Source organism: Streptomyces sp. ICBB 8177 (assembly GCF_003144095.1).
GTDB lineage: Bacteria > Actinomycetota > Actinomycetes > Streptomycetales > Streptomycetaceae > Streptantibioticus_D.
In genome coordinates this window covers 2,604,677-2,630,585 of the sequence record NZ_NSKH01000018.1, presented here as the reverse complement: position 1 = coordinate 2,630,585, position 25,909 = coordinate 2,604,677, and the positions used below count along the sequence as shown (strand labels likewise).

Sequence of the window (25,909 nt, the reverse complement as noted above, 5' to 3'; positions counted from 1 at the left end):
TCCCGTCGCGTGACAGAATCCCCCTCGCCTCGTTCAACGAGGCGAGGGGGATTTCGTTTTGTGCGATTCGACGCAGCGGAGGTGGTCGGCATGCAGGCGCCGCCGGACAACGACGTGTTGTGGGGGCGCTCGCTGCGCCACGCGCACGAGGGCTCGCCCGCGCTGCTCGGCGTCTCGCTCGGCGTCCGCGGCGGGGAGATCCTCGCCGTGACCGGGCCGCGCGGCTCGGGCAAGACCACGCTGCTGCGCTGCCTGTCCGGGCAGTTGGTGCCGGACGAGGGCGAGGTGTGGTTCAACAGCGCGCCCGTCCACACCCTGGGCCGGGCCGCCCGCGAGCGGCTGCGCCGGGAGCGCTTCGGCTGGATCGACCCGAGCCCCCGGCTCCTTCCCGAACTGACGGCCCGTGAGAACGCCGCGCTGCCGCTGCTGTTGACCGGCGCCTCGCACCGGGACGCCCGGCGGGCCGCCCAGGAGTGGCTGGAGCGGCTGGACGTCGGCGAGTGCGCGCGCAGGCGCCCGGCCGGGCTGACCCAGGCCCAGCGCCAGCGGATCGCGATCGCGCGGGCGCTGGTCACCGTCCCCGAGGTGGTCTTCGCCGACGAGCCGACCGCGGCGCTGCACCGCGCCGAGCGCGCGCAGGTGTTGCGGACGCTCACCACGGCGGCCCGTTCGCACGGCATCACGATGGTGCTGGCGACGCACGACACCGGCGTCGCGGAGTTCGCCGACCGCACGGTCGCGCTGGTCGACGGGCAGCGCACGGCGCCGGAGGGTGCGCTGTGCTGAAGGAGTCGCGGGCTCACGCGCCCGAGGCGGAGCCGGAGGAGCCCGGCGCGTCCGAGCCCGGGGAGAGCGGCGAGAGAACCGGTCCCGGAACGGATCCCGCCACCGCGGTGCCCGGCGGGCTGCTGCCCAGCGGCGTGGCGTTGCGGCTGGCGCTGCGCGGCGGGGTCGCCGGGGCGCTGATGCGCTGCGTCCTGGCCACGGCCGCGGCAGGCGTGACGTTCCTTCTGCTGGCCTCGCTGGGTCAGGCGCTGCGGCATCCGCACCATCTGGCCGCCGGGGCCGATCGGCTGGCGTGGTGTGCGCCGCCGCTGGTCGCCACGGCTTGGCTCGCGGTCGTCTCGGCGCGGGGCCGCGCCGGATCCCCGGCCGCCGACGCCCTCGCCGCGATCGGCGTGGGCCCCTCCCGGCTGCCGCGGGTGCTCGCCGCGCAGGTGATGTGGAGCTGTCTGCTGGGCAGCGTGGTGGCGTTGGGCACGTTCCTGCGGCTGCGTCACACGCTGGCCGGTGCGGCGGCGCTGCCGGTCGCCGGCGTGGTGACGCTGCTGCTGGTCGTGCCGCTGGTGGCGGCGGCGGCCTGCTTGACGGTGCCGCGGCCGCCGGCGCGGACACGTCCGCTGCCGTGGGGTCTGGTACCGGCCGCCGCGGGCCTGGCGTGCGCCTGGTGGGGCCGCCACGCGAAGGCGTCGGTGCCGCTGCCGGGAGGCTTGCGCGACACGGCGCCCGCGGTCCTGGCCGGCTGGGCGCTGGCCTGCGCCGGTGTCGTGGCGTGCGCGCCCTGGCTGGTGGCGCTGGCCGGACGCGTGCTCGCGTCCTGGCGGCCGGGACCGGTGCGCCTGCTGGCGGGCCGCGCGCTGCGCACCGACGCGCGCCGGGTGGCCGCCGCGGTGGCCTGGCCCGCGTCCGCCCTCGCGCTGTCCCTGGCCGCGTTCCGGCTGCACGCGGGCCACCGTCCCGGAGCGTTCACGCTGCTGGGGGCGGCCGTCGTGCTGGGGTCGGCCGGGTGCGCGGCGGTGGCGTCGGCGGCGCAGGCCCGCACGAGCGGCTCCGGGACGCGGCGGACCCTGTCCGGGCTCGGCGCCTCGCGGTCGCTGCTGGTCAAGGTGGCCGCCGTGCGCGCGCTCGTGGTGGTCGGGGTGGCCGCGCTGACGGCGGCGCCCGTGGGGTGGCTGCTGGACGGGCTGCTGCGGCTGCGCTGAGGCGGCGCGACGCCTTCGAGCGGGGCGCCTCAGGAGAACAGCGGGCTGAACGCCCCCGTCAGCACGCTCACCGTCAGCGCCGCCGCCGCGATCCCGGCCGCCGCCGCGATCAGCGCCGCGTCCGCGCCCGCGAACCGCTGCGTGCGCGCCGAGGTGCGCGGGATGCCGGAGTCGAAGCCGCGCGCGTCCATCGCCGTCGCCAGCCGCGTACCGCGCCGGATCGCGCCGACCAGCAGCGTGAACGACGCCGACGCCAGCAGCCGCAGCCGGGCCAGCGGATCGCGGCCCGCGTCGATCCCCCGGGCCCTTCGCGCGAGGCCGATCAGCCGCCACTCCTGGCCCAGCAGCGGCACCAGGCGCCAGGCGGCCAGCGTGCCGATGGCGAAGCGCGGCGAGACACGGGCGTTCTGCACGAGGGCGTCCGCGAGGTCGGTGGGGTCGGTGGTGGCGAAGACGATGACACCGGGCAGCGCCACCGCGTACAGCCGCAGCACCAGGGCGAGCGCCGAGGTGACGATGTGCTGGCGGTCGGCGGCGAACAGCAGCAGGGTGACGACCGCGCCCAGCACGCTCACCGCCATCGGCCAGGTGCGCCGCGCGAGCGCGCGGTAGCGGATGCCGAAGAGCGGGACGGCGGCCAGTTCGGCGGTGAGCGCCACGGCCGGTCCTACCGGGTCCAGGCTCACGACCAGGGCGAGCGCGAGGACGGCCGCGGCCACCAGTTTGGCGACCGGGTTGCGGCGGGCCAGCGGCGCGGCCGGGTCGGCGATCGGCGCGGTACGGCTGAAGCTCATGCGGGCACCGCCGACTCCCGAGCGGCGAGCCGCAGTTCGCGGGCGCCCAGCGCGGCCCGGAAGTCGGTGTCGTGGGTGACGGCGACGATCCCGTGCCCGTCGTCGCGCAACGACGCCAGCAGGCCCACGAGTTCACTCCAGGTGCGGCGGTCCTGGCCGAAGGTCGGCTCGTCCAGCACCAGCAGCCGGGGTGCCGCCGCGAGCGCGGTGGCCACCGACAGCCTGCGCCGCTCGCCTCCGGACAGGGTGTGCGGGTTGGCCTCGGCGAGCGCGTCCAGCCGCAGCCGCGTCAGGAGTTCGTCGGCCCGGGCGGGGTCGGCCGCGCCGAGGGTGAGTTCGTCGCGCACCTTCGGGGTGACGAACTGGTGCTCGGGGTTCTGGAAGACCGAGCCGATCCGGCGCGCAAGCGTCCGCGCCCGCCACTTGTGCGGCGGCCTGCCCGCGTCCGCGCCGGCCAGCGCGGGCGTGGCGGCGACGCGTCCGCCGCCGGGGGCCAGCAGCCCGCCGAGCAGCAGGGCCAGGGTGGACTTGCCCGCGCCGTTGGGCCCGACCACGGCCAGCGCCTCGGCGGCGCGCACGCTCACCTGAAGGCCGTCGAGGACCGGGGCGTACGTCAGCGCCTCGGCGCGCAGCAGTTCCTCACCGGGGTTCGTGCGCGCGGGGTGGGCGGCCGGCGGCAGTCCCGGCACCCACACGCCGTCTTCCGCGAGCTCCCGTCCGTACCGTGCGAAGATCCGCTCCGGCGGGCCGTCCGCGCGGATGCCGCCGCCGGGTTCGAGGACCACGACGCGGTCCAGCATGCCGGTCAGCTCGGCGACGCGGTGCTCCACGACGATCTGCGTGGTCTCCTCGATGCCCGCGAGCACCTGGCGTACCAGCGCGGCGCCCACCGGGTCGAGGTTGGCGGTCGGCTCGTCGAGCAACAGCAGCCCGGGGCCGGTGACCAGGGCGCCCGCGATGGCGAGCCGCTGCTGTTCGCCGCCGGACAGCGCGCTGGTGGCCCGGCCGGGCCCGTACGGGAAGCCGACGCGGCGCAGTGCGGCGTCGACCAGCCCGGGGATGCGCCCGGGCGGCGTGCCGCGGTTCTCCAGGCCGAACGCGACGTCGTCACCGGCGCGTTCCATCACCAGCTGCGACTGGGGGTCCTGGAAGACGACGCCGACGTGGTCGCGGGCCTCGCGCGGGTCGCGGCCGTCGACCTCGATGACGCCCTCGCGCTCGCCCGACTCCGGTGGCAGCAACCCGGCGAGCGCGGCCAGCAGCGTGGACTTGCCCGCGCCGGACGGGCCGAGCAGCGCGACGCGTTCGCCGTGGCCGATGTCGAGGTCGACGCCACGCACCGCCCAGCGGCGGCGTCCGGCGTGCCGGTGGCCGAAGCCGCGCAGGCGGACGGTGCTCATGCGGCGCCCGGGCCGGTCAGACCGCGGCGCGTTCGCGGCCGGACGGGAAGGGGTCGAGCGCGCCGGTCTGCGCCAGCGACCTGGTCAGCGCGAGGCTACCGAGCCCGGCGATGACGGCGGAGCTGGCTACGACGATGGCCGCGTACGCGATCTGCCAGCCGGTGGAGTTGGACGCGTAGTACAGCGCGTTGTCCAGCAGCGAGGCGGCGACCCCGGCGAGCGCGCCGCCGACCAGCGCGGTCGGCCAGCGCCAGACCCGGTAGGCGGTGAAGGCGAAGCCGAACTCGCCCGCCATGCCCTGGGCGACCCCGTACAGCAGGGTGACCAGGCCCCACGGCGAGCCGAAGAGGGTGGCGACGGAGGCGGCGACGACCTCGCAGAAGATGCCCGCGCCGGGCTTGCGGATCACCAGCGGTCCGAGGACGGCGGGGATCAGCCAGACACCGTAGATGACGGCGCGGCCGGGCAGCGGGATGGCGCTCGCGACGCCGTCCCACAGCGAGTTCCAGGCCCAGAAGATGACGCCGAAGGCGGCGCCGATGACGGCGGCCACGACGATGTCCACCGTCCGCCAGCGGTTGCCGGCCGCGTTCGTGGGCGCGTTGGCAGTGCTCATGTGCGATGACTCCCTACGCCGGCATGACCCGGATCAGGTTCGAGGGTCTGCGGCCCGCCGCCGTCCTCCGGCGGCACCGCACTCTCAGCGCGTACGCGCTCCCCTGTCGGAATGGTCGTACGAGCAATGTGTTCGTACAGTCCTACGATATAGCAGCCGTGATGACCGGCGTGCCTGCCGGAACCCGTTCCGTCAGCGCTCCGCCGCCGCGAGCTGGCCGCAGGCGCCGTCGATCTCCTGGCCGCGGGTGTCGCGCACCGTCACCGGGACGCCATGCGCCTCCAGCGCGCGCACGAACGCCTTCTCGTCCTCCGGCCGCGACGCGGTCCACTTGGAGCCGGGCGTGGGGTTGAGCGGGATCAGGTTGACGTGCACGCGGTGGCCCTTGAGCAGCCGTCCCAGCAGGTCGGCCCGCCACGCCTGGTCGTTGATGTCCTTGATCAGCGCGTACTCGACGGAGATCCGGCGGCCGGAGACCTCGGCGTAGTGCCAGGCGGCGTCCAGCACCTCGCGGACCTTCCAGCGGGTGTTGACCGGCACCAGGGTGTCGCGCAGCTCATCGTCCGGCGCGTGCAGCGAGACCGCCAGCCGGCACTTGAGCCCCTCGTCGGCGAACCGCAGCATCGCCGGAACCAGCCCGACCGTGGAGACCGTGATGCCGCGCTGCGACAGGCCGAGGCCGTCCGGCTCGGGGTCGGTGAGGCGGCGGATCGCGCCGAGCACCCGGTTGTAGTTGGCCAGCGGCTCGCCCATGCCCATGAAGACGATGTTGCTCAGCCGGGCCGGGCCGCCGGGGATCTCACCGTCGCGCAGCGAGCGCATCCCGGCGACGATCTGGTGGACGATCTCCGCGGTGGACAGGTTGCGGGTGAGGCCGGCCTGGCCGGTCGCGCAGAACGGGCAGTTCATGCCGCAGCCGGCCTGCGAGCTGATGCACATCGTGACCCGGTCCGGGTAGCGCATCAGCACCGACTCGACCAGCGTCCCGTCGAACAGCCGCCACAGCGTCTTGCGGGTGGTGTCGTGGTCGCAGGAGACGTTGCGCACGACGCTCATCAGCTCGGGCAGCAGGTCTGAGGCGAGCTTCTCGCGGGCGGCGGCCGGGATGTCGGTCCAGGCCGCCGGGTCGTCCGCGTAGCGCGCGAAGTAGTGCTGCGACAGCTGCTTGGCGCGGAACGGCTTCTCGCCGAGCGCGGCGACGGCCTCGCGACGCTCGGCGGGCGTGAGGTCGGCGAGGTGCCGCGGGGGCTTCTTGGCACCGCGGGGTACGGCGAAGGTCAGTTCTCCGGGGGCGGGCGCCATGAAACGCGGACTCCTCAAGGGCACGGTGACTGCGAGCCCCGCGGGCGCGGGGACCAGGGACGGGTCATGCCGGCGCCCGGAGACCTCACCGGACCACCCCCGCAAGGGCGGGGCACCTGTCGGCGGCCAGCCCTTCCAGGGTAACGGTCCGGGTCAGCTTCCCCCGACGAAGATCACCAGCAGCAGCCAGACCACCGGGGCCGTGGGCAGCAGGGAGTCCAGGCGGTCCATGATGCCGCCGTGGCCGGGCAGCAGCGTGCCCATGTCCTTGATGCCGAGGTCCCGCTTGATCATCGACTCGCCCAGGTCGCCCAGCGTGGCACTGGCGGCCACCGCGAGGCCCAGCAGCAGGCCCTGCCACCACTGCCCGCCGTCGATCAGGTACCGCATCGACAGCGCACCCGCCACCATCGCGAAGGCGGCCGCGCCGACCAGTCCCGCGCGGGTCTTGCCGGGACTGATGCGCGGCGCCAGCTTCTGCCTGCCGAAGCGCCAGCCGACCGCGTACGCGCCGGTGTCGCTGACCACCGTCAGCAGCAGGAAGACGAAGACCCGCCACGGCCCGTCGTGCGCGGCGAGCATCATCACCACGAACGTCGCGAGGAACGGCACGTAGAACGCGGCGAAGACGGCCGCGGTGACGTCCTTGAGGTAGTCCTCCGGCGGCCTTGCCATCCGCCAGACCAGCACCGCCAGCACCGTGAGCGCCATCGCGATCCAGGCGCCCTCGGCAGCCCTCAGGTAGCCCGCGATCACCATGGCCGCGCCACCCGCCGCCAGCGGGACCAGCGGCGCGTGGATGCCCTTGCGCTCGGTCAGGCGGCTGGTCAGCTCCCACAGGCCGACCACGACGGCGACCACCACGACGCCGACGAAGACCGCCTTGACGACGAACAGCGCCGCGACGATGACCGCGCCCAGGCCGACGCCGACCCCTATGGCCGCGCCGAGGTCGCGCCCCGCGCTCTTGCGGGCGCCGTCCTTGCGGGCGGAGCGGTGGCCCCGTCCGGACCCCTCGCCGGTCTCACCGCGGCCGGCGTCCTGGCCTGGGCTCTCGTCCGGTACTGGTGGCATGGGTCGAGTCTGCGCCGCGGGACCGCCGTCGTACGAGGGACCCGCCGGGACCGGCGCGCCCTCGAAAGCGGCAGCCGTCCGCTCGGGGGCTCCCTGCCAGCCGGCGCCCGGCGGCGCCCCCCGTGAAGAGTCGTTCATCAGACCTCGAGCAGCTCGGCTTCCTTGTGCTTGAGCAGCTCGTCGACCTGAGCCACGTACTTGTCGGTGGTGTCCTGCAGGTCCTTCTCCGCGCGGCGCACCTCGTCCTCGCCGGCCTCGCCGTCCTTGACGAGCTTGTCCAGCGTCTCCTTGGCCTTGCGGCGCACGCTGCGGATGGAGACCCTGGCGTCCTCCGCCTTGCCCTTGGCGACCTTGATGAACTGCTTGCGGCGCTCCTCGGTCAGCTCGGGGAACACCACCCGGATGATGCTGCCGTCGTTGGACGGGTTGACGCCCAGGTCGGAGTCGCGGATCGCGGTCTCGATGGCCCGCAGCGCGGTCTTGTCGAACGGGGTCACCACGGCCATCCGCGGCTCCGGCACCGAGAACGACGCCATCTGGTTGATCGGCGTCATGGTGCCGTAGTACTCGGCCACGATCTTGTTGAACATCGCCGGGTGCGCACGGCCGGTGCGGATCGCGGCGAAGTCCTCCTTGGCGACCACGACGGCCTTCTCCATCTTCTCCTCGGCTTCGAGGAGGGTCTCTTCGATCACCATCTGCTCCTGGTCTTCTGGGTCTTCGTCGTGCGCTTCGGGAATCTCGCCGTCGCTGCCTGTTCACCGCACGGTGTCGGACCGACGGCGGGTTGTCCATCCCCGGAACGGGCTGTTCGCCGTGCCGGGGCGGTCACGCCCGCGGGGGGCGGCCGTGTCCGCGAGGGGCGGTCGTGCTCAGTCCCGGGTGCCGTGGTCGCTCACCAGCGTGCCGATCTTCTCACCCTTCACGGCGCGGGCGATGTTGCCCTCGGCGAGCAGTTCGAAGACGAGGATCGGCAGGCTGTTGTCACGGCACAGGGTGATCGCGGTGGCGTCCGCGACCTTCAGGTCCCGGGCGAGCACCTCGTCGTACTCCAGGGCGTCGAACTTGACCGCGTCGGGGTTGAGCTTGGGGTCGGAGTCGTAGACCCCGTCCACGCCGTTCTTGCCCATGAGGATCATCTCGGCGTGGATCTCCAGGGCCCGCTGCGCGGCGGTGGTGTCGGTGGAGAAGTACGGCATGCCCATGCCCGCGCCGAAGATCACGACGCGGCCCTTCTCCAGGTGCCGCACGGCGCGCAGCGGGATGTAGGGCTCGGCGACCTGGCCCATGGTGATGGCGGTCTGCACCCGGGTGTCGATGCCCTCCTTCTCCAGGAAGTCCTGGAGCGCGAGGCAGTTCATGACGATGCCGAGCATGCCCATGTAGTCGGAGCGGGCGCGGTCCATGCCGCGCTGCTGGAGTTCGGCCCCACGGAAGAAGTTGCCGCCGCCGATCACGATGGCGATCTGGGTGCCGCCGCGCACCACCGCCGCGATCTCCCGAGCGATCTTGTGCACGACGTCGGGGTCGACGCCGAGGCTGCCGCCGCCGAACGCCTCGCCGGACAGCTTGAGCAGGAACCGGCGCGGTGCGCCGCCGTCGCCGCCCTTGCGGTGCGCATCCGCGGTCGTCTCGTCGGGGCGGGCGTCCTGATCCATGGGTCTCTCCTCGTGCACGTACGAAGGAGGCCATTGCCGGGGGTACTCGACGGTTCCCTCTACGGCAATGGCCTCCTCGTCACAACTGCGGCCGGTCGGCGAGCGGCCGACCGCGTACGACCCTAGCCGGGTCGTCGGTCATTCGCTGCCGGGCTCAGACGCCGACGCGGAAGCGCGCGAAGCTCTTCAGCGTGACGCCCGCCTCTTCCAGCACCTTGGCGACGGTCTTCTTGTTGTCCTTGGCGAACGCCTGGTCCAGCAGGACGTTCTCCTTGAAGAAGCCGGTGACGCGGCCCTCGACGATCTTCGGCAGGGCGGCCTCGGGCTTGCCCTCCTCGCGAGCGGTGGCCTCGGCGACGCGGCGCTCGTTCTCCACCGTCTCGGCCGGGATCTCGTCGCGGGTGAGGAACTTCGGCGCGAACGCGGCGATGTGCTGCGCCACGTCCTTGGCGACCTGGGCGTCCTCCTTGTCGAGCGCGACCAGCACGCCGACCTGCGGGGGCAGGTCCGGGCTGGTGCGGTGCAGGTAGGAGGAGACGTAGCCGTCGGCGAACTGCGCGAAGCGGCTCAGCACGATCTTCTCGCCGAGGGTGGCGTTGGCCTCGTCGACGTACGCCTGGACGGTCTTGCCGGCCTCGATCTCGGAGGCGAGCAGGGCGTCGAGGTCGGCCGGCTTGACGGCGGCGACGTGCTTGGCGATGGCCTCGGCGACGGCGACGAACTTCTCGCCCTTGGCGACGAAGTCGGTCTCGCAGTTCAGCTCGACCAGGACGCCGGAGGTGTTGCCGTCCGCGATGAGGGAGACGACGGCACCGTTGGAGGCGTTGCGGCCCTCGCGCTTGGCGACGCCCTTCTGGCCCTTGACGCGGAGGATCTCGACGGCCTTGTCGACGTTGCCCTCGGCCTCGTCCAGCGCCTTCTTGCAGTCCATCATGCCGGCGCCGGTCAGCTCGCGGAGCTTCTTGACGTCGGCGGCGGTGAAGTTCGCCATGGTCCCTGGAATCTCTTCTCGAAAAGTCGGGGTCTACCGGTGTACGGCGGGGGCCGGGCTCTTGTGGAGCCCGCCCCCCGTCGTGTTCAGCCCTGGTGAGCCGGGTGCGGCCCTGGCGGCCGGCCGCGGCCCTGACGGGCGCGCTCGCGCGGCGGCCCTAGGGGGCCGCACGGCGCGGCGACTCAGGCGTTCTCGCCCGCCTCGGTGGCCTCGGGGGCCTCCGCGGCCGGGGCCTCTGTGGCGGCCGGGGTCTCGGCGGCGGCCGGAGCCTCGGTGGCGGCCTCCTCGGACTTGGCCTTCTCGCCCTCGAGCAGGTCGCGCTCCCACTCGGCCAGCGGCTCGGCCGGGGCGGCCTTGGCGTCACCGGTGGCGGCACCGGAGCGGGCGATCAGGCCCTCGGCGGCGGCGTCGGCGATGACCCGGGTGAGCAGGGTGACGGAGCGGATCGCGTCGTCGTTGCCCGGGATCTTGTAGTCGACCTCGTCGGGGTCGCAGTTGGTGTCGAGGATCGCGACGACCGGGATGCGCAGCTTGCGCGCCTCGCCGACGGCGATGTGCTCCTTCTTGGTGTCCACGATCCAGACGGCGCTGGGCACCTTCTGCATGTCGCGGATACCGCCGAGGGTCTTCTCGAGCTTGTTCTTCTCGCGCTCGAGGACCAGGAGTTCCTTCTTGGTGAGGCCGGAGGCGGCCACGTCCGTGAAGTCGATCTCCTCGAGCTCCTTCAGGCGCTGCAGGCGCTTGTAGACGGTCGAGAAGTTGGTGAGCATGCCGCCCAGCCAACGCTGGTTGACGTACGGCATGCCGACCCGGGTCGCCTGCTCGGCGATGGCCTCCTGGGCCTGCTTCTTGGTGCCGACGAAGAGGACGGAACCGCCGTGGGCGACGGTCTCCTTGACGAACTCGTAGGCGCGGTCGATGTACGACAGCGACTGGAGCAGGTCGATGATGTAGATGCCGTTGCGCTCGGTGAAGATGAAGCGCTTCATCTTCGGGTTCCAGCGGCGGGTCTGGTGGCCGAAGTGGACGCCGCTCTCCAGCAGCTCCCGCATCGTGACGACGGCCATGGCCGTACTCCTTGGATACTCGGTTCCGCGGACGCCGGGCGGCGGCCGCGCCTGACGCCCCGGCGCGCCGTGCCGCGGAAGGCGCTGCGCTTGGGCTCAGCGCGCGCGGGCTGCGCCGGGCGCTGCTCACGCGGGTCTTCCGAGGACCGAGGGACGCGGCCTCCGAACTCGCCTCCCGGGAAGGGCGGCGGTACGGCGGAGGCGGGGCGTGCGAAGTCGACCCGGTGGCCCGGGTCGCCAGGGAAAGTGTACGGGACCTCGAAGGCGCCGGGCGACACGGGTTTCGCCCCCTGGCGGGAGCGGCCTCCCGGACAGGGAGGGTGCGCGTGCGGGTGAGCGAGTTGTCCACAAATGACCGGGGGTCCACAGAAAGGGACCATGATCATCTGGGGTGCCGGCGCTGCGGGACGGTGGGCGCATGTGGCAGCGACGAGCAGTGGACGGCGGGGCACGGCCCCCGAGGAACACTCCCCCGGGGCGGACTCCCCCGCGACGACGGGCACCCTCACGGGGCGTCCTGCTGATGCTGGGCGTGCTCCTCCTGTACGTCCACGTCTACGCGCCGGGGCGCGCGGTGGCGGACACGGCGCACGGGGACGACGGGGCGCGCGCCTGGCCGGTCACCGGGCCGCACGGGGAGCGCGAGCCGCCTCCCGTGCTGCGCGGGTTCGACCCTCCGCCCGCGCCGTGGGCCCCGGGCCACCGCGGCGTCGACCTGGGCGCCCCGCCCGGCGCCACCGTACGGTCCGCCACCTCCGGTGCGGTGACGTTCGCCGGGGTGGTCGCGGGCCAGGGCGTGGTCACCGTCCAGCTGTCCGGCTCGGGCGAGCCCCCGCTGCGCGCCACCTACGAACCGGTGCGCCCGGCCGTCCGACCCGGTGATCGCGTCAGCGCGGGTCAGAGCATCGGCACGCTGGGCCCCGGGCCGTTCCACTGCCCGTCCGGGTGTCTGCACTGGGGACTGCTGCGGGGCGATCAGTACCTCGACCCGCTCTCCTTGATCCCGCCCGCCCTGCGCCGCCTGGGACCGTCCCGCCTGCTGCCCGTCCACGGCGTCCCGCCGCCGGCCGCTGCGCCGGTCGCCGCGCAGGCCTCACGTGAGCCGGCGGCGTGGGCGGGAGGTGCGGGCGGCTGGACCGTGGGGACGGCCGCGGCGGTTCTCGCCGTGCTGGCGTGGGCGGGCGCGCGGTTCAGGAGCGCCTCGGGTCCACCCCGTGCAGGGCCATGGAGACGGCGGCCTCGGTGATGCGCTCGGGGTCCTCGGCGGCGCCGAGTTCGATGCGGCGGACGGCGGCGTCGACCACGCCTTGCAGCAGCATCGCGGTGAGCCGGGGCTCGGCGTGGCCGAGGGCGGCGAGGGCTTCGACGACCATGGCGACCAGCCCGCCGTGGGCGGCGCGGATCTTCTCGCGGGCGCCGGAGTCGAGCTCGCCGGCCGAGATGGCGACAACGGCGCGGTGCCTGCGGTCGCCGACCAGCGCGAGCTGGGTGCGCACGTACGCCTCGATCTTGGCGGCGGCGGTACTCGCCGCGGCCATCGCGGCCTCCACCTCGGCGGCCCAGACGGGGAAGTCGACCGCGCACAGCTCTTCGACGACCGCGGCGCGGGAGCGGAAGTACTCGTAGACGGAGGACCGCGCGAGCCCGGTGCGTTCGGCGAGCGCCGGGAAGGTCAGCGCGTCCGTGCCGCCCTCGGTCAGCAGGGTGCGCGCGGCGTCCAGCAGGGCGGCGCGCTGCATGGTCCGGTGCTCGGCCACGGAGGCCGCTCGAATCCTTGGCACCCCTCCACTGTACGGACCTGGCCTGTGCAGGGGGTCAGCAGCGTCCGACGTCCGCGAGTTTCGCCCGCAGCTGCAGTACCGACTTGGTGTGGATCTGGCTGACCCGGCTCTCGGTCACACCGAGGACCTGGCCGATCTCGGCGAGGGTGAGGCCTTCGTAGTAGTAGAGGGTGACCACCGTCTTCTCGCGTTCGGGCAGGGTGTTGACGGCGCGGGCGAGCAGGCGGCGCAGTTCGCGGTCCTCGGCGATCTCGACGGGGTTGTCTGCCGCCCGGTCTTCCAGGGTGTCGATGAGGCTGAGCCGGTCGCCGCCCTCGGTGCTGACGTGCAGGAGTTCTTCGAGCGCGACGACGTTGGCCAGGGAGAGCTGCCCGAAGATGGTGTGCAGGTCCTCGACACCGATGTCCATCTCGGCGGCGACCTCGGGCTCGGTGGGGGTGCGGTGGTACCGGGCTTCGAGGGTGGCGTAGGCGCGTTCGACGGCGCGGGCCTTCTGACGGACCGAGCGGGGGATCCAGTCCAGCGCCCGCAGTTCGTCGATCATGGCGCCGCGGATGCGCGTGATGGCGTAGGTCTCGAACTTGATGGAGCGTTCCGGTTCGAACTTCTCGATGGCGTCGATGAGGCCGAAGACCCCGGAGGAGACGAAGTCGGCCTGCTCGACGCTGGACGGCAGCCCGACGCTGACGCGCCCCGCGACGTACTTGACCAGCGGTGAGTAGTGGAGGATGAGCTGCTCGCGCAACCGCGCTTCGCCGGTGTCCTTGTAGGAGCGCCACAGTTCGTCCAGGGCGCTGGGGGCCGTGGGGGCGGCGGTCCGTACGCGCAGGCGACTTCCGTGGTCGTCGGTCGCCGCTGTCGCGCGGTCAGGCCCGGAGGTGTGCTGGGGCATGCGTCGCCTTTGAGCCGTTCTGCCGTGACGTAGGTGGGGGGTGAGGCTGGGGTATGCGCGAGCGTAGCGTGACGCCTCGGTCGCGCAGCGCTACGACGTTCGGGTGAGTCCGCCGCAGATACGTTCCGCCGTGTGGCAGGCAGGACGGACGGCCGCTCCGTCCGTCCCCGCCCTCGGCTGTTGCGTATTAAAGCGTTGTGGGGGCACCCTCCTAACCTCGCGACCGGATCGCTCCAGGTCAAGAACCGTCCTGTCACCTGATGGTGTGTTGACCGGGTCACCGGATCCGCGTGTTGTCACCCCCGTCACCCGACGGTCGGCGTGGCTGCGGCGGCGTCAGTCTCCAGTTCGGGCCGTCTCGTTCGACGAATCCGAGGGCGTGCAGCTCGTGCAGGCGGCCGGTCGTCTCGTCGAGTCCGATGCCGGCGTCGCGGGCGATCTGTTCGGCCGTCGCGGTGCGGCGGCGGCCGGGCAGCGCTTCGAGCACCGCGGCGGCGGCCGGGCCGAGCAGGTCCCTCGGCAGCACGGGTCCGTGGCGTGGCGGTGCGAGGTCCTCCCCGATGGCGCCGACCAGCTCGATCACCTCGGGCGCGTCGGTCACCAACTGGGCCTCCCCGCGCAACAGTTCGTGCACGCCTGCGGAGAGAGCCGAGGTGACCGGACCGGGAACACCCATGACCACCCTGCCGAGTTGGCGCGCCCAGCGGGCGGTGACCAGGGAGCCGCTGCGCAGTTGGGCCTGCACCACGAGCGTGCCGCGGGTGAGTGCTGCGATGACCCGGTTGCGCAGCACGAAGCGGCTCCGGGTGGGGTGGTCGCCCGGGGCCAACTCGGCGATGACCAGCCCCTGCTGGGTGACGCGCCGCAGCAGTTCCGCGTGGCCGGCCGGATAGGGCACGTCGACGCCGCAGGCGAGCACGGCCGCGGTCGCCCCGCCCGCCGCCAGGGCGCCCCGGTGCGCGGCGGCGTCGATGCCGTAGGCCGCGCCCGACACGACCGTCCAGCCCGCCTCGGCGAGGTCGGCGGCGAGGGTGGCGGCGACATGGCTGCCGTAGGCACCGCAGGCCCTGGCCCCGACGAGCGCGACGGAGCGCAGCGCCCACATCCGCAGGCTCGGCCGGCCGCGCACCCACAGGCCGATCGGCCGCTGGTCGCCGAGGTCGTCGAGCTGCGTGGGCCACTCCTCGTCACCGGGGCAGACGAACCGGCCACCGAGTTCGCGGATGACGCCGAGGTCCGCCTCGGGCCGGACCCGGGCGCGGCGCACACGGTATCCGGCGGCCCTGCGGTCGGAGACGCCGGGCAGTTCGTCCTGCCCGGTCAGCATGGCCAGGGTCGCCACCGGCCCGTACCGGCGCAGCCAGCGGCCGACCGCCTCGTCGCCGGGTTCGGCGATCCTGGTGAGCGCGGCGCGGGCCCGGCGTTCGTCGTCGCCGACGTCCAGAGGGGTTTCCGGAGACGTGGCGGTGTGCGCGGGCGCGGTCGGGGAGGTCATGTCGTGCTCCCCACGCTCGCCGGGACGCCTCGGTAGACACCGGTGCGCAGTTCCAACGCCTGTCCGACGTCGTCGAGTTCGGGGCGTTCGTGGCCGGCGAGGTCGGCGACGGTCCAGGCGACCCGCAGCACCCGGTCGAGCCCCCGGGCGGTGAGGCGGCCGCGTTCCATCTCGCGTTCCACGTCCCGTATCGCTCCGCGGGCGGTCTGCCAGCGGGTGCGCAGCTCGTGACCGGGGACCTCGCTGTTGGTGGTCCATGGCAGGCCCTCGTAGCGGGCGGCGGCCCGGACACGGGCGGCGCGCACCCGGGCGCCGACGTCGGCCGTGGTCTCGTGGTCGCCGACGTCGTCGAGCAGTTCGCAGCGGCTGACCGGATCCACGGTGACGCGCAGGTCCACGCGGTCCAGCAGCGGTCCCGACAGCCGTGACTGGTAGCGGCGGACCGCGCTGGCCGGGCACTCGCAGACGCCGCCGATCATGCCGTGCCGACCGCACGGGCACGGGTTGGAGGCGAGGACGAGCAGGAACCGGGCGGGCAGCCGCATGACGCCTGCCGCCCTGGCGACGACCACGTGGCCCGACTCCAGGGGCTGGCGCAGGGCTTCGAGCACCTGGGTGCTGAACTCCGGCGCCTCGTCCAGGAAGAGCACGCCGCGATGGGCGAGGGAGATCGCTCCGGGGCGGGGCAGTCCGGTGCCGCCGCCGATGATGGCGGGCATGGTCGCGGAGTGGTGCGGGGCGCAGTAGGGCGCCGTGCTGATCAGCGGCTTGCCCGCCGGGAGGATGCCCGCGACGGAGTGGACCGCCGTGACCTCCAGCGCCTCCTGCGGGGTGAGCGGCGGGAGCAGGCCGGTGAGGCGTTCGGCGAGCATGGTCTTGCCCGCGCCGGGCGGACCGGTCAGGTGGAGGTGGTGGCCGCCCGCCGCGGCGACCTCCAGGGCCTTGCGGGCGAGGCGCTGGCCCGCGACGTCGGCCAGGTCGGGGACGGCACCGCGAGCCGGGCCGAGGGTGCCGGGCGGGGCCAGTCCCGCGACCATCGGGTCGGGCCGGTCGTCGTCGAGCGGTTCCTCGTCGGGGACCGGCTCGTCGTTGAGCACGGCGATCAGCTGGCGCAGGCTGCGGATGCCGAGGACGGCGACCCCCGGGACCAGGGCGGCCTCCGCCGCGGTGCGCTCGGGGACCACGACGTGGCGGTACCCGGCATCGGCTGCGGCCAGGACGGCGGGCAGGATGCCGCGGACCGGGCGGACCCGGCCGTCCAGCCCGAGTTCGCCGATGACCATCAGGTCGGCGATGGCGTCGGGTGCCACGCGTTCGGCGGCGCCGAGGGTGGCCAGGGCGATGCCGAGATCGAAACCGCTTCCGGACTTCGGGACGGCCGCCGGGCTCAGGCCCACGGTGAGTTTCCTCTGCGGCCAGGTCTCCCCGCTGTTGACGACGGCGGCGCGGACGCGGTCGCGGCTCTCGGACAGGCTCTTGTCGGGCAGGCCGACGAGGGTGAAGGCGGCGACTCCGGGCTCCAGGTCGGCCTGGATCTCGACGACCACGCCCTCGGTGCCGATCAGGGCGACCGAGCAGGTGCGGGCGAATCCCATCTCAGGCCACCCCCCGCACGTGCTCGACGCGGGCGGCGCCGCGGTCCGGCAGCAGGACGCCGACCAGGTCGATGCGGACTCCGCCCGGCGGCATGCTGTCGTGCCGGGCCAGCCAGCACTCGGCGAGATGGCGCAGGCGGGCGGCCTTGCGCGGGGTGACGGCGGCCATGGGGTGCTGGTAGCCGGATCTGCGCGCCTTGACCTCGCAGACGACCAGCGCGTCGCCGTCGGCCGCGACGATGTCGATCTCTCCGTCGCGGCAGCGCCAGTTGCGGGCCAGGACGGTCAGCCCGGTGGCGGTCAGTTCCCGGGCGGCCAGGTCTTCGCCGTAGCGGCCCAGGGCGGTCTTTGCGTTCATGCGGAACACCTCCGCGACCGACTGTGCCGGTCGCGGAGGCGCACGGATGATCTTGGTCGGAATCCGTGGACGACGGTACGGCTGTGGACAACTCGCTCACCCGGGCGGGTGAATCTCGCCGTTCACCACCGACGCCGCCGGGCGGCTGCTAGCCGTTGAAGCCGGAGTCGTCGGACGGCAGGTCGAGGTCGCTCTTGTTGAGCTCCTCGATGTTCACGTCCTTGAAGGTGAGGACCCGGACCTGCTTCACGAAACGGGCCGGCCGGTACATGTCCCACACCCAGGCGTCCGCCATCGAGACCTCGAAGAACACCTCGCCCTGGACCGAGTGCACCTGCATCTCGTAGTCGTTGGTGAGGTAGAAGCGCCGCTCGGTCTCGATCACGTATTTGAACAAGCCGACGACATCGCGGTACTCCCGGTAGAGCTTCAGCTCCATCTCGGTCTCGTACTTCTCGAGGTCCTCGGCGCTCATGGCATCCCCTTCAGCCGTACGTTCCCCCGCGGTCGTCGCCGCCGGTCGTCGCGGGTCGGTCGACCTCGGTCCCCAGCACCAGCGGCGACCTCGGAGGGCCCTCGTCGAGCAGCCTACGCAGCAGCCCGGCGAGCCTGGTCGGATACACCGTCTCACGCGTGGCGAGCAGTTCCCCGCAGGTCCACCAGCGCAGTCCCCGTACGCTGCGCCGTTCCAGGTCGGTCTGGCCCGCGGTGTCCACCTCGACGGCGTCGGTCCGGGCCAGGAAGTACCACTCGTCCTGCTCCCACCGGCGGCCGTCGAAGTCGAAGGCGCAGGACCGCTGCCACAGTACGGGACCGAGCCGTACCGCGGTGATTCCAGTCTCCTCCGCCACCTCGCGCAGCGCGGCGGATTCCAGGCTCTCATCCGCCTCCACCCCGCCGCCCGGGGTGAACCACCAGGTCACCGCGGGGTCGGCGGGCTCGAAGCCGTGCAGCAGGAGGATGCGGTCCTCGCGGTCGAGCAGAACGACGCGGGCCGCCCGGCGCCGCACGCCCCCGGAGTCCCGCGCCCCGGAGACCGATGCCCCGCCGGACGGGCCCCCGGAGGCCCGCGCGCCGGAAGGAGCCTGGCTCACGCCCCCGCCACCACCGGCGCGCCCGCACGGCGCCTGCCGCGCAGGCGGGCTATCGGTCCGTACGCCGCGCCGCCGAAGATCAGGACCACACCGGCGATCACCGCGTACAGGATGAGCGTGATCGGCCCGCGCTGCGAGATGCCTCCGGGCAGCGCCGCGAAGCCCGACGGGCGGTCCAGGGCGCGCAGGCGGCCCAGCGGCCATATCGTGCCGTCGACCCGGCCCATGACCGACCCGGTCGGCACCGATCCGCTGTCGGTGCCCAGGTGGGCGCGGGAGTCGTCGGAGACGGCGCGGTTGTCCCCGAGCATGAACAGCTGCCCACGCGGCACCGTCACGCTGAAGCCGACCGGCGAGGCGGGCTTGCCAGGGCTCTCCAGGTAGGGCTCGGCGATCGGCTTGCCGTCCACCGTCAGGCGGCCCTGCTTGTCGCAGCAGGCCACCTTGTCGCCGCCGACGCCCACGACCCGCTTGACCATCGGCACGTCGCCCCAGGCGGGGTCCTCGAAGACGACCACGTCGCCGCGGCGGGCCTGGTCGCCGTCGATCCGCTGGGCCAGCACCCGGTCGCCGGGGTTCACGGTGGGCTGCATGGAGTCGGTCGGCACGGTGTACGGGCGGTAGACGACCGCGGCCCAGGCGAAACCCCCGAGGAAGAGCACGCACCCGAGGGCGACCGCCACGCCTGACAGGACGTTGCCCAGACGGCCCTGGCCGCTGTTACCGCGAGTCGCGCTGCTGCTCATGGGCGGCACCCTACCCGGCGGTACCGACACCGTCAGCAGTCGTTGCCGCCTTTTTGAGCGGCCTTGATCAGCGGCGATCGCGACGGACCCGGCAGAAGCGGACGATTCCGTTCAGCCGCGGACCGCCACGATCCGGCCGCGGACCGCCACGATCACCCGCAGGGCCGGACGCCTCAGACGCCGGACGCCGGACGCCGCTTCAGACCTGCCCTCGTGCACCACGCGACGGCTCAGGCTCCTCGTTCAAGCCTTGCGGCTCGCAGCTCACAGCTCACGCCCCCGACGACGTCTCCGACGCCTTCCGCGCCTTCACCACCAGCCGCTTGCGCCGCCACAGCACCAGCGGCACCGCGCCCGCGAGCCCGGCGGCGCTGGGCGCGAGGCTCATCGCGGAGTTGATGCCGGGCTGGTTGAAGGTGGACGGGATCGGCAGGGTGGTCCAGCGGTTGATCGGCCAGGCGATCACGATGGCGCGGCCGACGACCTGCTTGTCGTCCACCTGGCCACCGCCCTTCAGATCCTGGTGGTAGCGCGAGTCCAGCGAGTCCTGGCGGTGGTCGCCCATCACCCAGATGTGGTTGGGCTGGATCTTGATCGGGCCGAACGGCTTGTCACTGCACGGGGTGTTGCCCGGGTAGATGTACGGCTCGTCGAGCGGCTTGCCGTTGACGTAGACCGGGCCGGTGCCCTTGCACTCGACCGTGTCGCCGCCGACCGCGATGACCCGCTTGATCAGGTCCTTCTCATTGGCGGACGGCATCAGGCCGATGAAGCTCAGCGCGTCCTGGAAGCCGCGGATCACCGGGTTGCTGCTGGCGGTGGAGGGGGTGCCCTCCAGCCAGCCGCCCGGGTCGCGGAAGACGACGACCTCGCCGCGCGACGGCTTGTCGCCGAACCACGGGGTCAGCTTGTCGACCAGCACGCGGTCACCCTGCTGGAGGGTGTTCTGCATGGAGTCCGACGGGATGGAGAACGCCTGGACCAGGAACGTCTTGATGATCAACGCCAGCACGAGGGCGATGACGATCAGGATCGGCAGCTCCTTCCAGAAGGAGCGCGGCTTGGCCTGCGCGCCTTTGCCGGAGCCATCGCCGGAGCCGCCGCCACCGTGCCGGGGCCCGTCGGATCCGGAGTCGTCCGCCGGGCCGCCGGGCCCGGGCACGCCGCCCTCGTCAGGGGACTTGCCGAGATCCACCGCCGCCTCTTCCTCGACCGCGCCGACCGATGGGCCCTGCCCTTCGGGCTCGCCGGGTCCGGACCGTGCGCCGACCACCAGGTCCCCCACTTCCACTCCTCACTCCGCGCCACAGCCTGTCCCGCATACGTGACAGGCCAACCAATCCCATAACGAGCGGGAGTTCCGCAGGAGTCGGGAGTTGGATCAAATCTTGCCGATTATTGGCCTTGCCGAGAGCCGCGGCCCCGTCCGCACCGGGAGGCGGCACCGACGAGAACGTGCTCGGAACCTCGAGTCTGCGCCAGTGCGAGACCGGCCAGGCGATCACCACCGCACGGCCCACCACGAGGCTCTCGGGGACCGTACCCCCTCCGTCCTCGTTCATGTGATAGCGCGAGTCGGCGGAGTTGCTGCGATGGTCGCCCATCACCCACAGTCGCCCGGCGGGGACCTTCACGTCGAACTTGATCATCGACGGCGGGTTGCCGGGGGCCACGTACGGCTCGGTGAGCGGCTGCCCGTTGACCGTGATGCGGCCCTGTACGTCGCAGCACTTGACGGTGTCGCCGCCGACCGCGATGACCCGCTTGATCAGGTCCTGCTCGTCGGAGGACGGCAGCAGGCCGATGAAGCTGAAGAAGTCCTTGATCTGCCGGACGCCCTCCGGAGCGGGCTTGGGCTTGGGCTCGCCGTCCAGCCAGTGGCCCGGGTCCTGGAAGACCACGACGTCACCGCGTTGCGGCTTGGCGCCGAACCACGGGGTCAGCTTGTCGACCAGCACGCGGTCGCCGACCCGGATGGTGTCCTCCATCGAGCCGGACGGGATCACGAAGGCCTGCACCAGGAAGGTCTTGAGCACCAGCGCGATCAGCAGCGCCACGCCGATCAGGATGGGCACCTCGCGCGCGGCGGACCTGCGCCGCCGCCGCTTGATCCGGCGCACGGTGCGGCGCCGCTCGGCGCGTCCGGGCCTGGGGCGCGCGCCCTCGGGGCCGCCGGATCCGCCCGCCTCCGCGTACCCACCCGATTCCGAGTACCCGCTCGATCCCCCATACCCGCTCGATCCCGCATACCCGCCCGGCCGCCCGGATCCGCCCGCCTCCGCGTGCTCCGTGCCGTGCCCGTCCACGGAATCGTGGCGCGTGCGGGCACGTCCGCCGCCGCCGGGGCCCGGGTCGTGCTCGGGGCCGCGGTGCTGGCCGTAGCGGGGTCTGCCGCGGCTACCCATGCGCGCCCCCCGCGGCAGGCGGTCCGGCGGGCGGCTTCGCGGGCGACGTGGCGGACCCCGCGGTCGTGGCCGGCCGCGCGGGCGGTACGGAATCGAACGCCGCGGGGCGTCCGAGCGACCGGGCCCTGCTGGGGGGCCAGGCGATCCACTCGGCGCGGCCGATCACCTCGTCCACCGGGACGGTGCCGCCCCCGGGGTCGCCGAGGTGGTCGCGGGAGTCGCTGGAGTCGGCGCGGTGGTCGCCCATCACCCAGAGCCTTCCGGGCGGCACGACGATGTCGAAGCGCTCCTTGGACGGCGCGTCCCCGGGGTAGAGGTAGTCCTCGTCGACCGGGTGGCCGTTGACCATGAGGCGGCCCCGCTTGTCGCAGCAGGTCACGCGGTCGCCGCCGACGCCGATGACCCGCTTGACGAAGACCGAGCCGTCCGGCTGGGCCAGCCCCAGCAGGCTGCCGGCCTCGCCCACGGCCCGGCTGACGGGGTTGCCCGGCGCGTCGTCCTGGGTGAACGATCCGGCGCCGTCGAAGACGATCACGTCACCGCGCTGCGGCTGGTGGCCGAAGCGGTACGCCAGTTTGTCGACCAGGACGCGGTCGCCGACCTTCAGGGTGTTCTCCATGGAGCCGCTGGGGATCAGGAAGGGCTGCACCAGGAAGGCGCTCACCAGGGCGAGCACCGTGCAGCAGATCACGGCCAGGAGGGCCACCTCCTGCCACAGGCTCAGGCCCCGCCACCACTGGCCGGCCCGCCGCCGGAACCGGGCGCCGGGTCCGCGGCCGACGGCGCGAACAGCGGAGCGCGACCGCCCGGCCCGGCCTTCGTCGGCCGGCGGGCGATCGCGCTCCGCTGTGTCGCGTGCTTCGGTGTCCATCGGGCGCAGAGCCTATCCGTACACCCTGTGCCACCTGGCACGAGTCCGCGTATCAGGCCGGCGAGGGCCGGGCGCGGACCGGAAGGGCGAGACTCAGTTCTCGCGCTTCTCCTTGATCTTGGCGGCCTTGCCGCGCAGCTCACGCAGGTAGTAGAGCTTGGCGCGACGGACGTCACCGCGGGTCACGACCTCGATCTTCTCGACGATCGGGGTGTGGACCGGGAAGGTGCGCTCCACGCCGACGCTGAAGCTGACCTTGCGGACCGTGAAGGTCTCACGGACGCCGGAGCCCTGGCGGCGGATGACGACGCCCTTGAACTGCTGGACGCGGGAGCGGTTGCCCTCGATGACGCGGACGTGGACGTTGATGGTGTCGCCCGGGCGGAAGGCCGGGACGTCGTCGCGCTTGGAGGCGGCGTCGACTACGTCGAGCACGTGAGACATGTTCGTCTGCTTTCCTCGCCGATGCCACAGGTCATCGACGGTACGTTGGTACGGGTTCGGTGATGCCGGTCCGGCCGGCCTGGCGTCGTTCCCCCTGTGGCAGGGGCGCTCGGCGGGCGTACGGCAGCGGCCTATTCTTCCACGGCCCCGGGCGCTCGCCCAAATCGCCCGTCCGGGCCGGGCTCCCAGCCGAGTTCCGCGAGCAGCGCGCGGTCGTGCTTGTCGAGCGCGGCCGGGTCGCAGCGCTCGATCAGGTCGGGCCGGTGGGCCGCGGTGCGGCGGAACGCCTCGTCGCGCCGCCAGCGGGCGATCCTGCCGTGGTGGCCGCTGAGCAGCACCTCGGGGATGCCGCGCTCCCGCCAGACCGGCGGCTTGGTGTAGACGGGGCCCTCCAGCAGGTCGGCCATCGCGCCTGGGGCGAAGGAGTCGTCGCGGTGGGACTCGGCGTTGCCCAGGACGCCGGGCAGCAGCCGGGCGACCGCCTCGGTGATCACCAGCACCGCGGCCTCGCCGCCGGCCAGCACGTAGTCGCCGATGGAGACCTCGTGGACCTCCCAGCGCGTGGCGTAGTCGTCGATGACGCGGCGGTCGATGCCCTCGTAGCGTGCGGGCGCGAAGACCAGCCAGGGCTTGGCCGCCAGTTCCACGGCGAGTTCCTGGGTGAACGGGCGGCCGCTCGGGGTGGGCACCACGAGTGCCGGGGCGCCCTCGCCCGAGGCGGCGACCGCGTCCAGCGCCTCGCCCCACACGTCGGGCTTCATGACCATGCCGGGCCCGCCGCCGTACGGGGTGTCGTCGACGGTGTTGTGCCGGTCGTGGGTCCACTCGCGCAGGTCGTGCACGCGTACGTCCAGCGTGCCGCGGGCCCTGGCCTTGCCGACGAGGGAGACGTTCAGCGGTTCGAGGTACTCGGGGAAGATGGTGACGACGTCGATGCGCATGGGTCAGGCGGTCCGTTCCGCTGCGGTCAGGCGCCGTCGCCGGGCGCGGTCGCGTCCGCGTCGTCGGCGTCGCCGTCGTCCTTCGCGGTGTCGCTCTTCGCGGTGTCGCCTTTCGCCTCGCCCGGGGCGGCGATCTCGGCGGCGGAGTCGTCGATCAGGCCGGGGGGCGGGTCGATGACCGCGCGCTGGGCCTCCAGGTCGATCTCCGGAACGATGTCGGAGACGAACGGGACCATGATCTCGGCGCCGTCCGGCCGCCGGACGATCAGCAGGTCCTGGTACGGCAGGTGGGAGATCTCGCTGATCCGCCCGATCTCGGTGCCGTCGGTCGTCACCACGTCCAGGTCGATCAGCTGATGGTCGTAGAACTCCTCGGGGTCCTCGGGGGTCTCCTCGGGGTCCACCTCGGCGATCAGCAGGGTGTTGCGCAGCGCCTCGGCCGCGGTGCGGTCGGGTACGCCCGCGAAGCGCAGCAGCAGGCGTCCGCTGTGCACCCGGCCGGTCTCGACGGTCAACGGTCCGGCCGCGGGCGGGTCGGTGGCCAGCACGGCGCCCGGGCCGAGCCGCAGCTCGGGCTCGTCGGTGCGCACCTCGACCGTGACTTCGCCCTTGATCCCGTGGGCGCGGCCGATCCGGCCGACTACCAGCTGCACGTTTCTCGCTGCCTTTCGGTCTGGCTTCCGCTTCGGACTGCGGTCCCCCGTCCGCCGGGCCGCCGGAGCGGACGGCGGCGGTGGTCAAACCAACGCGGGCCGGGGGCGGCCGGAGCCGCTCCCGGCCCGCGCCGGTCGGTCGTACTGCTCAGCGGACCTGGTCCACGTCGACGAGGTCGACGCGGATGCCGCGCCCGCCGAGGGCGCCGACGACGGTGCGCAGGGCGCGGGCGGTACGGCCGTTGCGGCCGATCACCTTGCCGAGGTCGTCCGGGTGGACCCGGACCTCCAGCACGCGGCCGCGACGCAAGGTGCGCTCGGCGACGTGCACGTCGTCGGGGTTGTCGACAATGCCCTTCACGAGGTGCTCAAGAGCCTCGTCGAGCATGCTCAGGCCTCGGTGGACTCGGCCGGGGCCGCGGCCTCGGCAGCGTCGTCAGCCTTCTTGTCGGCCTTCTTCGCCTTGGGGGTGATCGCCTCGCCCTTGGGCTCGTCGGCGGACTCCTTGGCGGCGGCCTCGAACAGGGCGCGCTTGTCGGCCTTCGGCTCCGGCTGCAGCAGCGGCGCCGGGGCGGGCTCGCCCTTGAACTTCTGCCAGTCGCCGGTCTTCTTCAGGATGGCGAGCACCGGCTCGGTCGGCTGCGCGCCGACGCCCAACCAGTAGGCGACGCGCTCGGCGTCGACCTCGATGCGCGACGGGTTCTGCACCGGGTGGTACAGACCGATCTCCTCGATGGCCCGGCCGTCACGGCGGGTGCGGGAGTCGGCGATGACGATGCGGTAGTGAGGCGAACGGATCTTGCCCAGACGCTTCAGCTTGATCTTGACTGCCACGGGAGTGGGTTCTCCTGGTGTTGACGTGGTTGGGCATGCCTGGCCGCCACGTGGGGTTGTGGGAGCCGGATGCCCGACGGACGCGTCAGCCGAAGGAGAGAGGGGTCCTGCACGGCTGCCGAGTGCTCAGCTGACCATTCTGCCATACGGGACGGCCGGCCCCGCACCCGACTGTCATGCCCCCGATACGACTGTCAAGCCGAGCCGACCGCCTCGCGTTCACGCGTTCACGCCGCGCCGACCACCTCCGGGATGCGGAAGGGCTGACCGCACTTGCCGCACATGATCGGCGCCTGTTCCAGCACCGAGGGGACGACCCGGACGTTGCGCCCGCAGTCGCAGACCGCCTTGACCCTCACCCCTCCACCGGACGAGCCGTGCCGGGCGGCTGGTCCGCGGAAGGTGCGGGCGGTGTCGGCGGTGGTGGCGACGACGTGCGCCTTGAGCGCGCGCTGAAGTCGTTCGATGGTCGGCCGGTACCTCCTTCTGGTGTCCGGGCGCAGGACGACGAGCGAGAAGCCACTGCTCGGATGCGGTTCCTCGGAGTGGTCGAGGCCCAGCTCGTCGGCGATCGCCAGGAAGCGGCGGTTGTGATAGCGGCCGGCACGCGAGGTGTCACGGACGCCGCGGGCGGCGGCGATGCCGTGCACGGCCTCGTGCAGCAGCCGTTCGAAGGAGAGTTCGGTGCCGCAGGCGGACGAGGACTCTCCGATCAGGGACTCGGGGGCGGCCAGATCCGGCAGTTCGGGGTGGTGCCGCTGAATGTCGGCCCACGCGGCTGCCAGCTCGGCGGCGAGGACAGGTGGTGTCGTGCTCACGTCGTGACAACGAGGGGAGGTGCCCTGGTGTTCCGATTCCAGGGCATCCCAAATAATTTGCACGTACTCGTCAGTTCGGGCTCATGCATCCGACTGAG

Annotated in this window: 29 protein-coding genes and 1 riboswitch; of the genes, 3 read left to right on the top strand and 26 right to left on the bottom strand. The window is 73.0% G+C overall.

The features are described 5' to 3' along the window. Positions 1-90: 90 nt before the first annotated feature. Entirely contained in the window at positions 91-786 is a 696-nt protein-coding gene (locus tag CK485_RS20335) for an ATP-binding cassette domain-containing protein (protein ID WP_109453309.1), read from the top strand. Next, positions 780-1,982, top strand: coding sequence for a hypothetical protein (locus tag CK485_RS20330; RefSeq protein WP_109452579.1), 1,203 nt, complete (start codon positions 780-782; stop codon positions 1,980-1,982). Before CK485_RS20335 ends, CK485_RS20330 begins: the two co-directional genes overlap by 7 nt. Positions 1,983-2,011: 29 nt before the next feature. On the opposite strand, the gene CK485_RS20325 is transcribed toward CK485_RS20330, so the two are convergent. From CK485_RS20325 to rpsB, 9 genes are all read right to left on the bottom strand, one after another. Next, positions 2,012-2,776: an energy-coupling factor transporter transmembrane component T gene (locus CK485_RS20325; protein ID WP_109452577.1), complete on the bottom strand. Its 765-nt coding sequence runs from the start codon at positions 2,774-2,776 to the stop codon at positions 2,012-2,014. Continuing rightward, on the bottom strand, positions 2,773-4,176 hold the full coding sequence (locus CK485_RS20320) for an ATP-binding cassette domain-containing protein (RefSeq protein WP_109452575.1): 1,404 nt from the start codon (positions 4,174-4,176) through the stop codon (positions 2,773-2,775). Before CK485_RS20320 ends, CK485_RS20325 begins: the two co-directional genes overlap by 4 nt. A gap of 16 nt (positions 4,177-4,192) precedes the next feature. After that, positions 4,193-4,792: an ECF transporter S component gene (locus tag CK485_RS20315; RefSeq protein ID WP_109452573.1), complete on the bottom strand. Its 600-nt coding sequence runs from the start codon at positions 4,790-4,792 to the stop codon at positions 4,193-4,195. Further along, a riboswitch (TPP riboswitch) is annotated at positions 4,786-4,907 on the bottom strand. (Overlaps the previous gene by 7 nt.) Before the next feature lie 77 nt (positions 4,908-4,984). Then, positions 4,985-6,094, bottom strand: coding sequence for a 23S rRNA (adenine(2503)-C(2))-methyltransferase RlmN (gene rlmN, locus CK485_RS20310; protein WP_109452571.1), 1,110 nt, complete (start codon positions 6,092-6,094; stop codon positions 4,985-4,987). Positions 6,095-6,247: 153 nt separating this feature from the next. After that, the gene (locus CK485_RS20305) at positions 6,248-7,306 is read right to left on the bottom strand and encodes a phosphatidate cytidylyltransferase (RefSeq protein ID WP_109452569.1); all 1,059 of its coding nucleotides are present in this window, start codon (positions 7,304-7,306) and stop codon (positions 6,248-6,250) included. After that, a complete protein-coding gene (gene frr, locus CK485_RS20300) occupies positions 7,306-7,863 on the bottom strand; it encodes a ribosome recycling factor (RefSeq protein WP_109453307.1) in 558 nt (185 codons plus the stop codon). Before frr ends, CK485_RS20305 begins: the two co-directional genes overlap by 1 nt. Before the next feature lie 177 nt (positions 7,864-8,040). Continuing rightward, on the bottom strand, positions 8,041-8,826 hold the full coding sequence (gene pyrH, locus CK485_RS20295; RefSeq protein WP_109452567.1) for a UMP kinase: 786 nt from the start codon (positions 8,824-8,826) through the stop codon (positions 8,041-8,043). Between the two features lie 154 nt (positions 8,827-8,980). Beyond that, positions 8,981-9,817 (bottom strand): translation elongation factor Ts, encoded by an 837-nt coding sequence (gene tsf / locus CK485_RS20290; protein ID WP_109452565.1) that lies wholly within the window; start codon positions 9,815-9,817, stop codon positions 8,981-8,983. A 182-nt stretch (positions 9,818-9,999) separates the two neighbouring features. After that, entirely contained in the window at positions 10,000-10,884 is an 885-nt protein-coding gene (gene rpsB, locus CK485_RS20285) for a 30S ribosomal protein S2 (protein WP_109452563.1), read from the bottom strand. 523 nt (positions 10,885-11,407) lie between these two features. Between rpsB and CK485_RS20280 the strand changes: the two genes are divergently transcribed. Then, positions 11,408-12,130, top strand: coding sequence for a M23 family metallopeptidase (locus CK485_RS20280; RefSeq protein WP_109452561.1), 723 nt, complete (start codon positions 11,408-11,410; stop codon positions 12,128-12,130). On the opposite strand, the gene CK485_RS20275 is transcribed toward CK485_RS20280, so the two are convergent. From CK485_RS20275 to CK485_RS20195, 17 genes are all read right to left on the bottom strand, one after another. Continuing rightward, positions 12,075-12,641 (bottom strand): TetR/AcrR family transcriptional regulator, encoded by a 567-nt coding sequence (locus CK485_RS20275; protein WP_109452559.1) that lies wholly within the window; start codon positions 12,639-12,641, stop codon positions 12,075-12,077. The genes CK485_RS20280 and CK485_RS20275 overlap by 56 nt on opposite strands. Positions 12,642-12,699: 58 nt before the next feature. Then, the gene (gene whiG, locus CK485_RS20270; protein WP_109452557.1) at positions 12,700-13,557 is read right to left on the bottom strand and encodes an RNA polymerase sigma factor WhiG; all 858 of its coding nucleotides are present in this window, start codon (positions 13,555-13,557) and stop codon (positions 12,700-12,702) included. Between the two features lie 277 nt (positions 13,558-13,834). Then, entirely contained in the window at positions 13,835-15,052 is a 1,218-nt protein-coding gene (gene dprA, locus CK485_RS20265; RefSeq protein ID WP_109452555.1) for a DNA-processing protein DprA, read from the bottom strand. After that, a complete protein-coding gene (locus tag CK485_RS20260; RefSeq protein ID WP_109452553.1) occupies positions 15,049-16,647 on the bottom strand; it encodes a YifB family Mg chelatase-like AAA ATPase in 1,599 nt (532 codons plus the stop codon). Before CK485_RS20260 ends, dprA begins: the two co-directional genes overlap by 4 nt. Before the next feature lies 1 nt (position 16,648). Beyond that, positions 16,649-17,005, bottom strand: coding sequence for a YraN family protein (locus CK485_RS20255; RefSeq protein WP_109452551.1), 357 nt, complete (start codon positions 17,003-17,005; stop codon positions 16,649-16,651). Positions 17,006-17,153: 148 nt separating this feature from the next. Beyond that, the gene (locus tag CK485_RS20250) at positions 17,154-17,480 is read right to left on the bottom strand and encodes a DUF2469 domain-containing protein (protein ID WP_109452549.1); all 327 of its coding nucleotides are present in this window, start codon (positions 17,478-17,480) and stop codon (positions 17,154-17,156) included. A 10-nt stretch (positions 17,481-17,490) separates the two neighbouring features. After that, on the bottom strand, positions 17,491-18,015 hold the full coding sequence (locus tag CK485_RS20245; RefSeq protein ID WP_109452547.1) for an NUDIX hydrolase: 525 nt from the start codon (positions 18,013-18,015) through the stop codon (positions 17,491-17,493). Positions 18,016-18,095: 80 nt separating this feature from the next. Then, on the bottom strand, positions 18,096-18,845 hold the full coding sequence (lepB, locus tag CK485_RS20240; RefSeq protein ID WP_109452545.1) for a signal peptidase I: 750 nt from the start codon (positions 18,843-18,845) through the stop codon (positions 18,096-18,098). Between the two features lie 271 nt (positions 18,846-19,116). Then, positions 19,117-20,130: a signal peptidase I gene (lepB, locus tag CK485_RS20235; protein WP_199239401.1), complete on the bottom strand. Its 1,014-nt coding sequence runs from the start codon at positions 20,128-20,130 to the stop codon at positions 19,117-19,119. Beyond that, positions 20,018-21,250, bottom strand: a complete 1,233-nt coding sequence (gene lepB, locus CK485_RS20230; protein ID WP_109452543.1) for a signal peptidase I — start codon at positions 21,248-21,250, stop codon at positions 20,018-20,020. The genes lepB (CK485_RS20235) and lepB (CK485_RS20230) overlap by 113 nt, the downstream gene beginning before the upstream one ends. Continuing rightward, a complete protein-coding gene (lepB, locus tag CK485_RS20225) occupies positions 21,243-22,121 on the bottom strand; it encodes a signal peptidase I (RefSeq protein ID WP_109452541.1) in 879 nt (292 codons plus the stop codon). The genes lepB (CK485_RS20230) and lepB (CK485_RS20225) overlap by 8 nt, the downstream gene beginning before the upstream one ends. Before the next feature lie 93 nt (positions 22,122-22,214). After that, positions 22,215-22,565, bottom strand: a complete 351-nt coding sequence (rplS, locus tag CK485_RS20220; RefSeq protein ID WP_109452539.1) for a 50S ribosomal protein L19 — start codon at positions 22,563-22,565, stop codon at positions 22,215-22,217. 131 nt (positions 22,566-22,696) lie between these two features. Then, the gene (gene trmD, locus CK485_RS20215) at positions 22,697-23,506 is read right to left on the bottom strand and encodes a tRNA (guanosine(37)-N1)-methyltransferase TrmD (protein ID WP_109452537.1); all 810 of its coding nucleotides are present in this window, start codon (positions 23,504-23,506) and stop codon (positions 22,697-22,699) included. Between the two features lie 26 nt (positions 23,507-23,532). Next, entirely contained in the window at positions 23,533-24,159 is a 627-nt protein-coding gene (gene rimM, locus CK485_RS20210) for a ribosome maturation factor RimM (RefSeq protein WP_109452535.1), read from the bottom strand. A 148-nt stretch (positions 24,160-24,307) separates the two neighbouring features. Beyond that, positions 24,308-24,547, bottom strand: a complete 240-nt coding sequence (locus CK485_RS20205) for an RNA-binding protein (RefSeq protein ID WP_109452533.1) — start codon at positions 24,545-24,547, stop codon at positions 24,308-24,310. A 2-nt stretch (positions 24,548-24,549) separates the two neighbouring features. Continuing rightward, complete coding sequence (rpsP, locus tag CK485_RS20200; RefSeq protein WP_109452531.1) at positions 24,550-24,993, bottom strand: 30S ribosomal protein S16; 444 nt, start codon at positions 24,991-24,993, stop codon at positions 24,550-24,552. A 227-nt stretch (positions 24,994-25,220) separates the two neighbouring features. Further along, on the bottom strand, positions 25,221-25,811 hold the full coding sequence (locus CK485_RS20195) for a hypothetical protein (RefSeq protein ID WP_109452529.1): 591 nt from the start codon (positions 25,809-25,811) through the stop codon (positions 25,221-25,223). Positions 25,812-25,909 lie beyond the last annotated feature (98 nt).

Excerpts from the sequence above, each read along its gene's own strand:
- CK485_RS20335 (WP_109453309.1), top strand. The coding sequence starts at position 91 with ATGCAGGCGCCGCCGGACAACGACGTGTTGTGGGGGCGCTCGCTGCGC.
- CK485_RS20325 (WP_109452577.1), bottom strand. The coding sequence starts at position 2,776 with ATGAGCTTCAGCCGTACCGCGCCGATCGCCGACCCGGCCGCGCCGCTG.
- CK485_RS20320 (WP_109452575.1), bottom strand. The coding sequence starts at position 4,176 with ATGAGCACCGTCCGCCTGCGCGGCTTCGGCCACCGGCACGCCGGACGC.
- CK485_RS20315 (WP_109452573.1), bottom strand. The coding sequence starts at position 4,792 with ATGAGCACTGCCAACGCGCCCACGAACGCGGCCGGCAACCGCTGGCGG.
- rlmN (WP_109452571.1), bottom strand. The coding sequence starts at position 6,094 with ATGGCGCCCGCCCCCGGAGAACTGACCTTCGCCGTACCCCGCGGTGCC.
- CK485_RS20305 (WP_109452569.1), bottom strand. The coding sequence starts at position 7,306 with ATGAACGACTCTTCACGGGGGGCGCCGCCGGGCGCCGGCTGGCAGGGA.
- pyrH (WP_109452567.1), bottom strand. The coding sequence starts at position 8,826 with ATGGATCAGGACGCCCGCCCCGACGAGACGACCGCGGATGCGCACCGC.
- tsf (WP_109452565.1), bottom strand. The coding sequence starts at position 9,817 with ATGGCGAACTTCACCGCCGCCGACGTCAAGAAGCTCCGCGAGCTGACC.
- rpsB (WP_109452563.1), bottom strand. The coding sequence starts at position 10,884 with ATGGCCGTCGTCACGATGCGGGAGCTGCTGGAGAGCGGCGTCCACTTC.
- CK485_RS20280 (WP_109452561.1), top strand. The coding sequence starts at position 11,408 with ATGCTGGGCGTGCTCCTCCTGTACGTCCACGTCTACGCGCCGGGGCGC.
- whiG (WP_109452557.1), bottom strand. The coding sequence starts at position 13,557 with ATGCCCCAGCACACCTCCGGGCCTGACCGCGCGACAGCGGCGACCGAC.
- dprA (WP_109452555.1), bottom strand. The coding sequence starts at position 15,052 with ATGACCTCCCCGACCGCGCCCGCGCACACCGCCACGTCTCCGGAAACC.
- CK485_RS20260 (WP_109452553.1), bottom strand. The coding sequence starts at position 16,647 with ATGGGATTCGCCCGCACCTGCTCGGTCGCCCTGATCGGCACCGAGGGC.
- CK485_RS20255 (WP_109452551.1), bottom strand. The coding sequence starts at position 17,005 with ATGAACGCAAAGACCGCCCTGGGCCGCTACGGCGAAGACCTGGCCGCC.
- CK485_RS20250 (WP_109452549.1), bottom strand. The coding sequence starts at position 17,480 with ATGAGCGCCGAGGACCTCGAGAAGTACGAGACCGAGATGGAGCTGAAG.
- lepB (WP_109452545.1), bottom strand. The coding sequence starts at position 18,845 with ATGAGCAGCAGCGCGACTCGCGGTAACAGCGGCCAGGGCCGTCTGGGC.
- lepB (WP_109452543.1), bottom strand. The coding sequence starts at position 21,250 with ATGGGTAGCCGCGGCAGACCCCGCTACGGCCAGCACCGCGGCCCCGAG.
- lepB (WP_109452541.1), bottom strand. The coding sequence starts at position 22,121 with ATGGACACCGAAGCACGCGACACAGCGGAGCGCGATCGCCCGCCGGCC.
- rplS (WP_109452539.1), bottom strand. The coding sequence starts at position 22,565 with ATGTCTCACGTGCTCGACGTAGTCGACGCCGCCTCCAAGCGCGACGAC.
- trmD (WP_109452537.1), bottom strand. The coding sequence starts at position 23,506 with ATGCGCATCGACGTCGTCACCATCTTCCCCGAGTACCTCGAACCGCTG.
- CK485_RS20205 (WP_109452533.1), bottom strand. The coding sequence starts at position 24,547 with ATGCTCGACGAGGCTCTTGAGCACCTCGTGAAGGGCATTGTCGACAAC.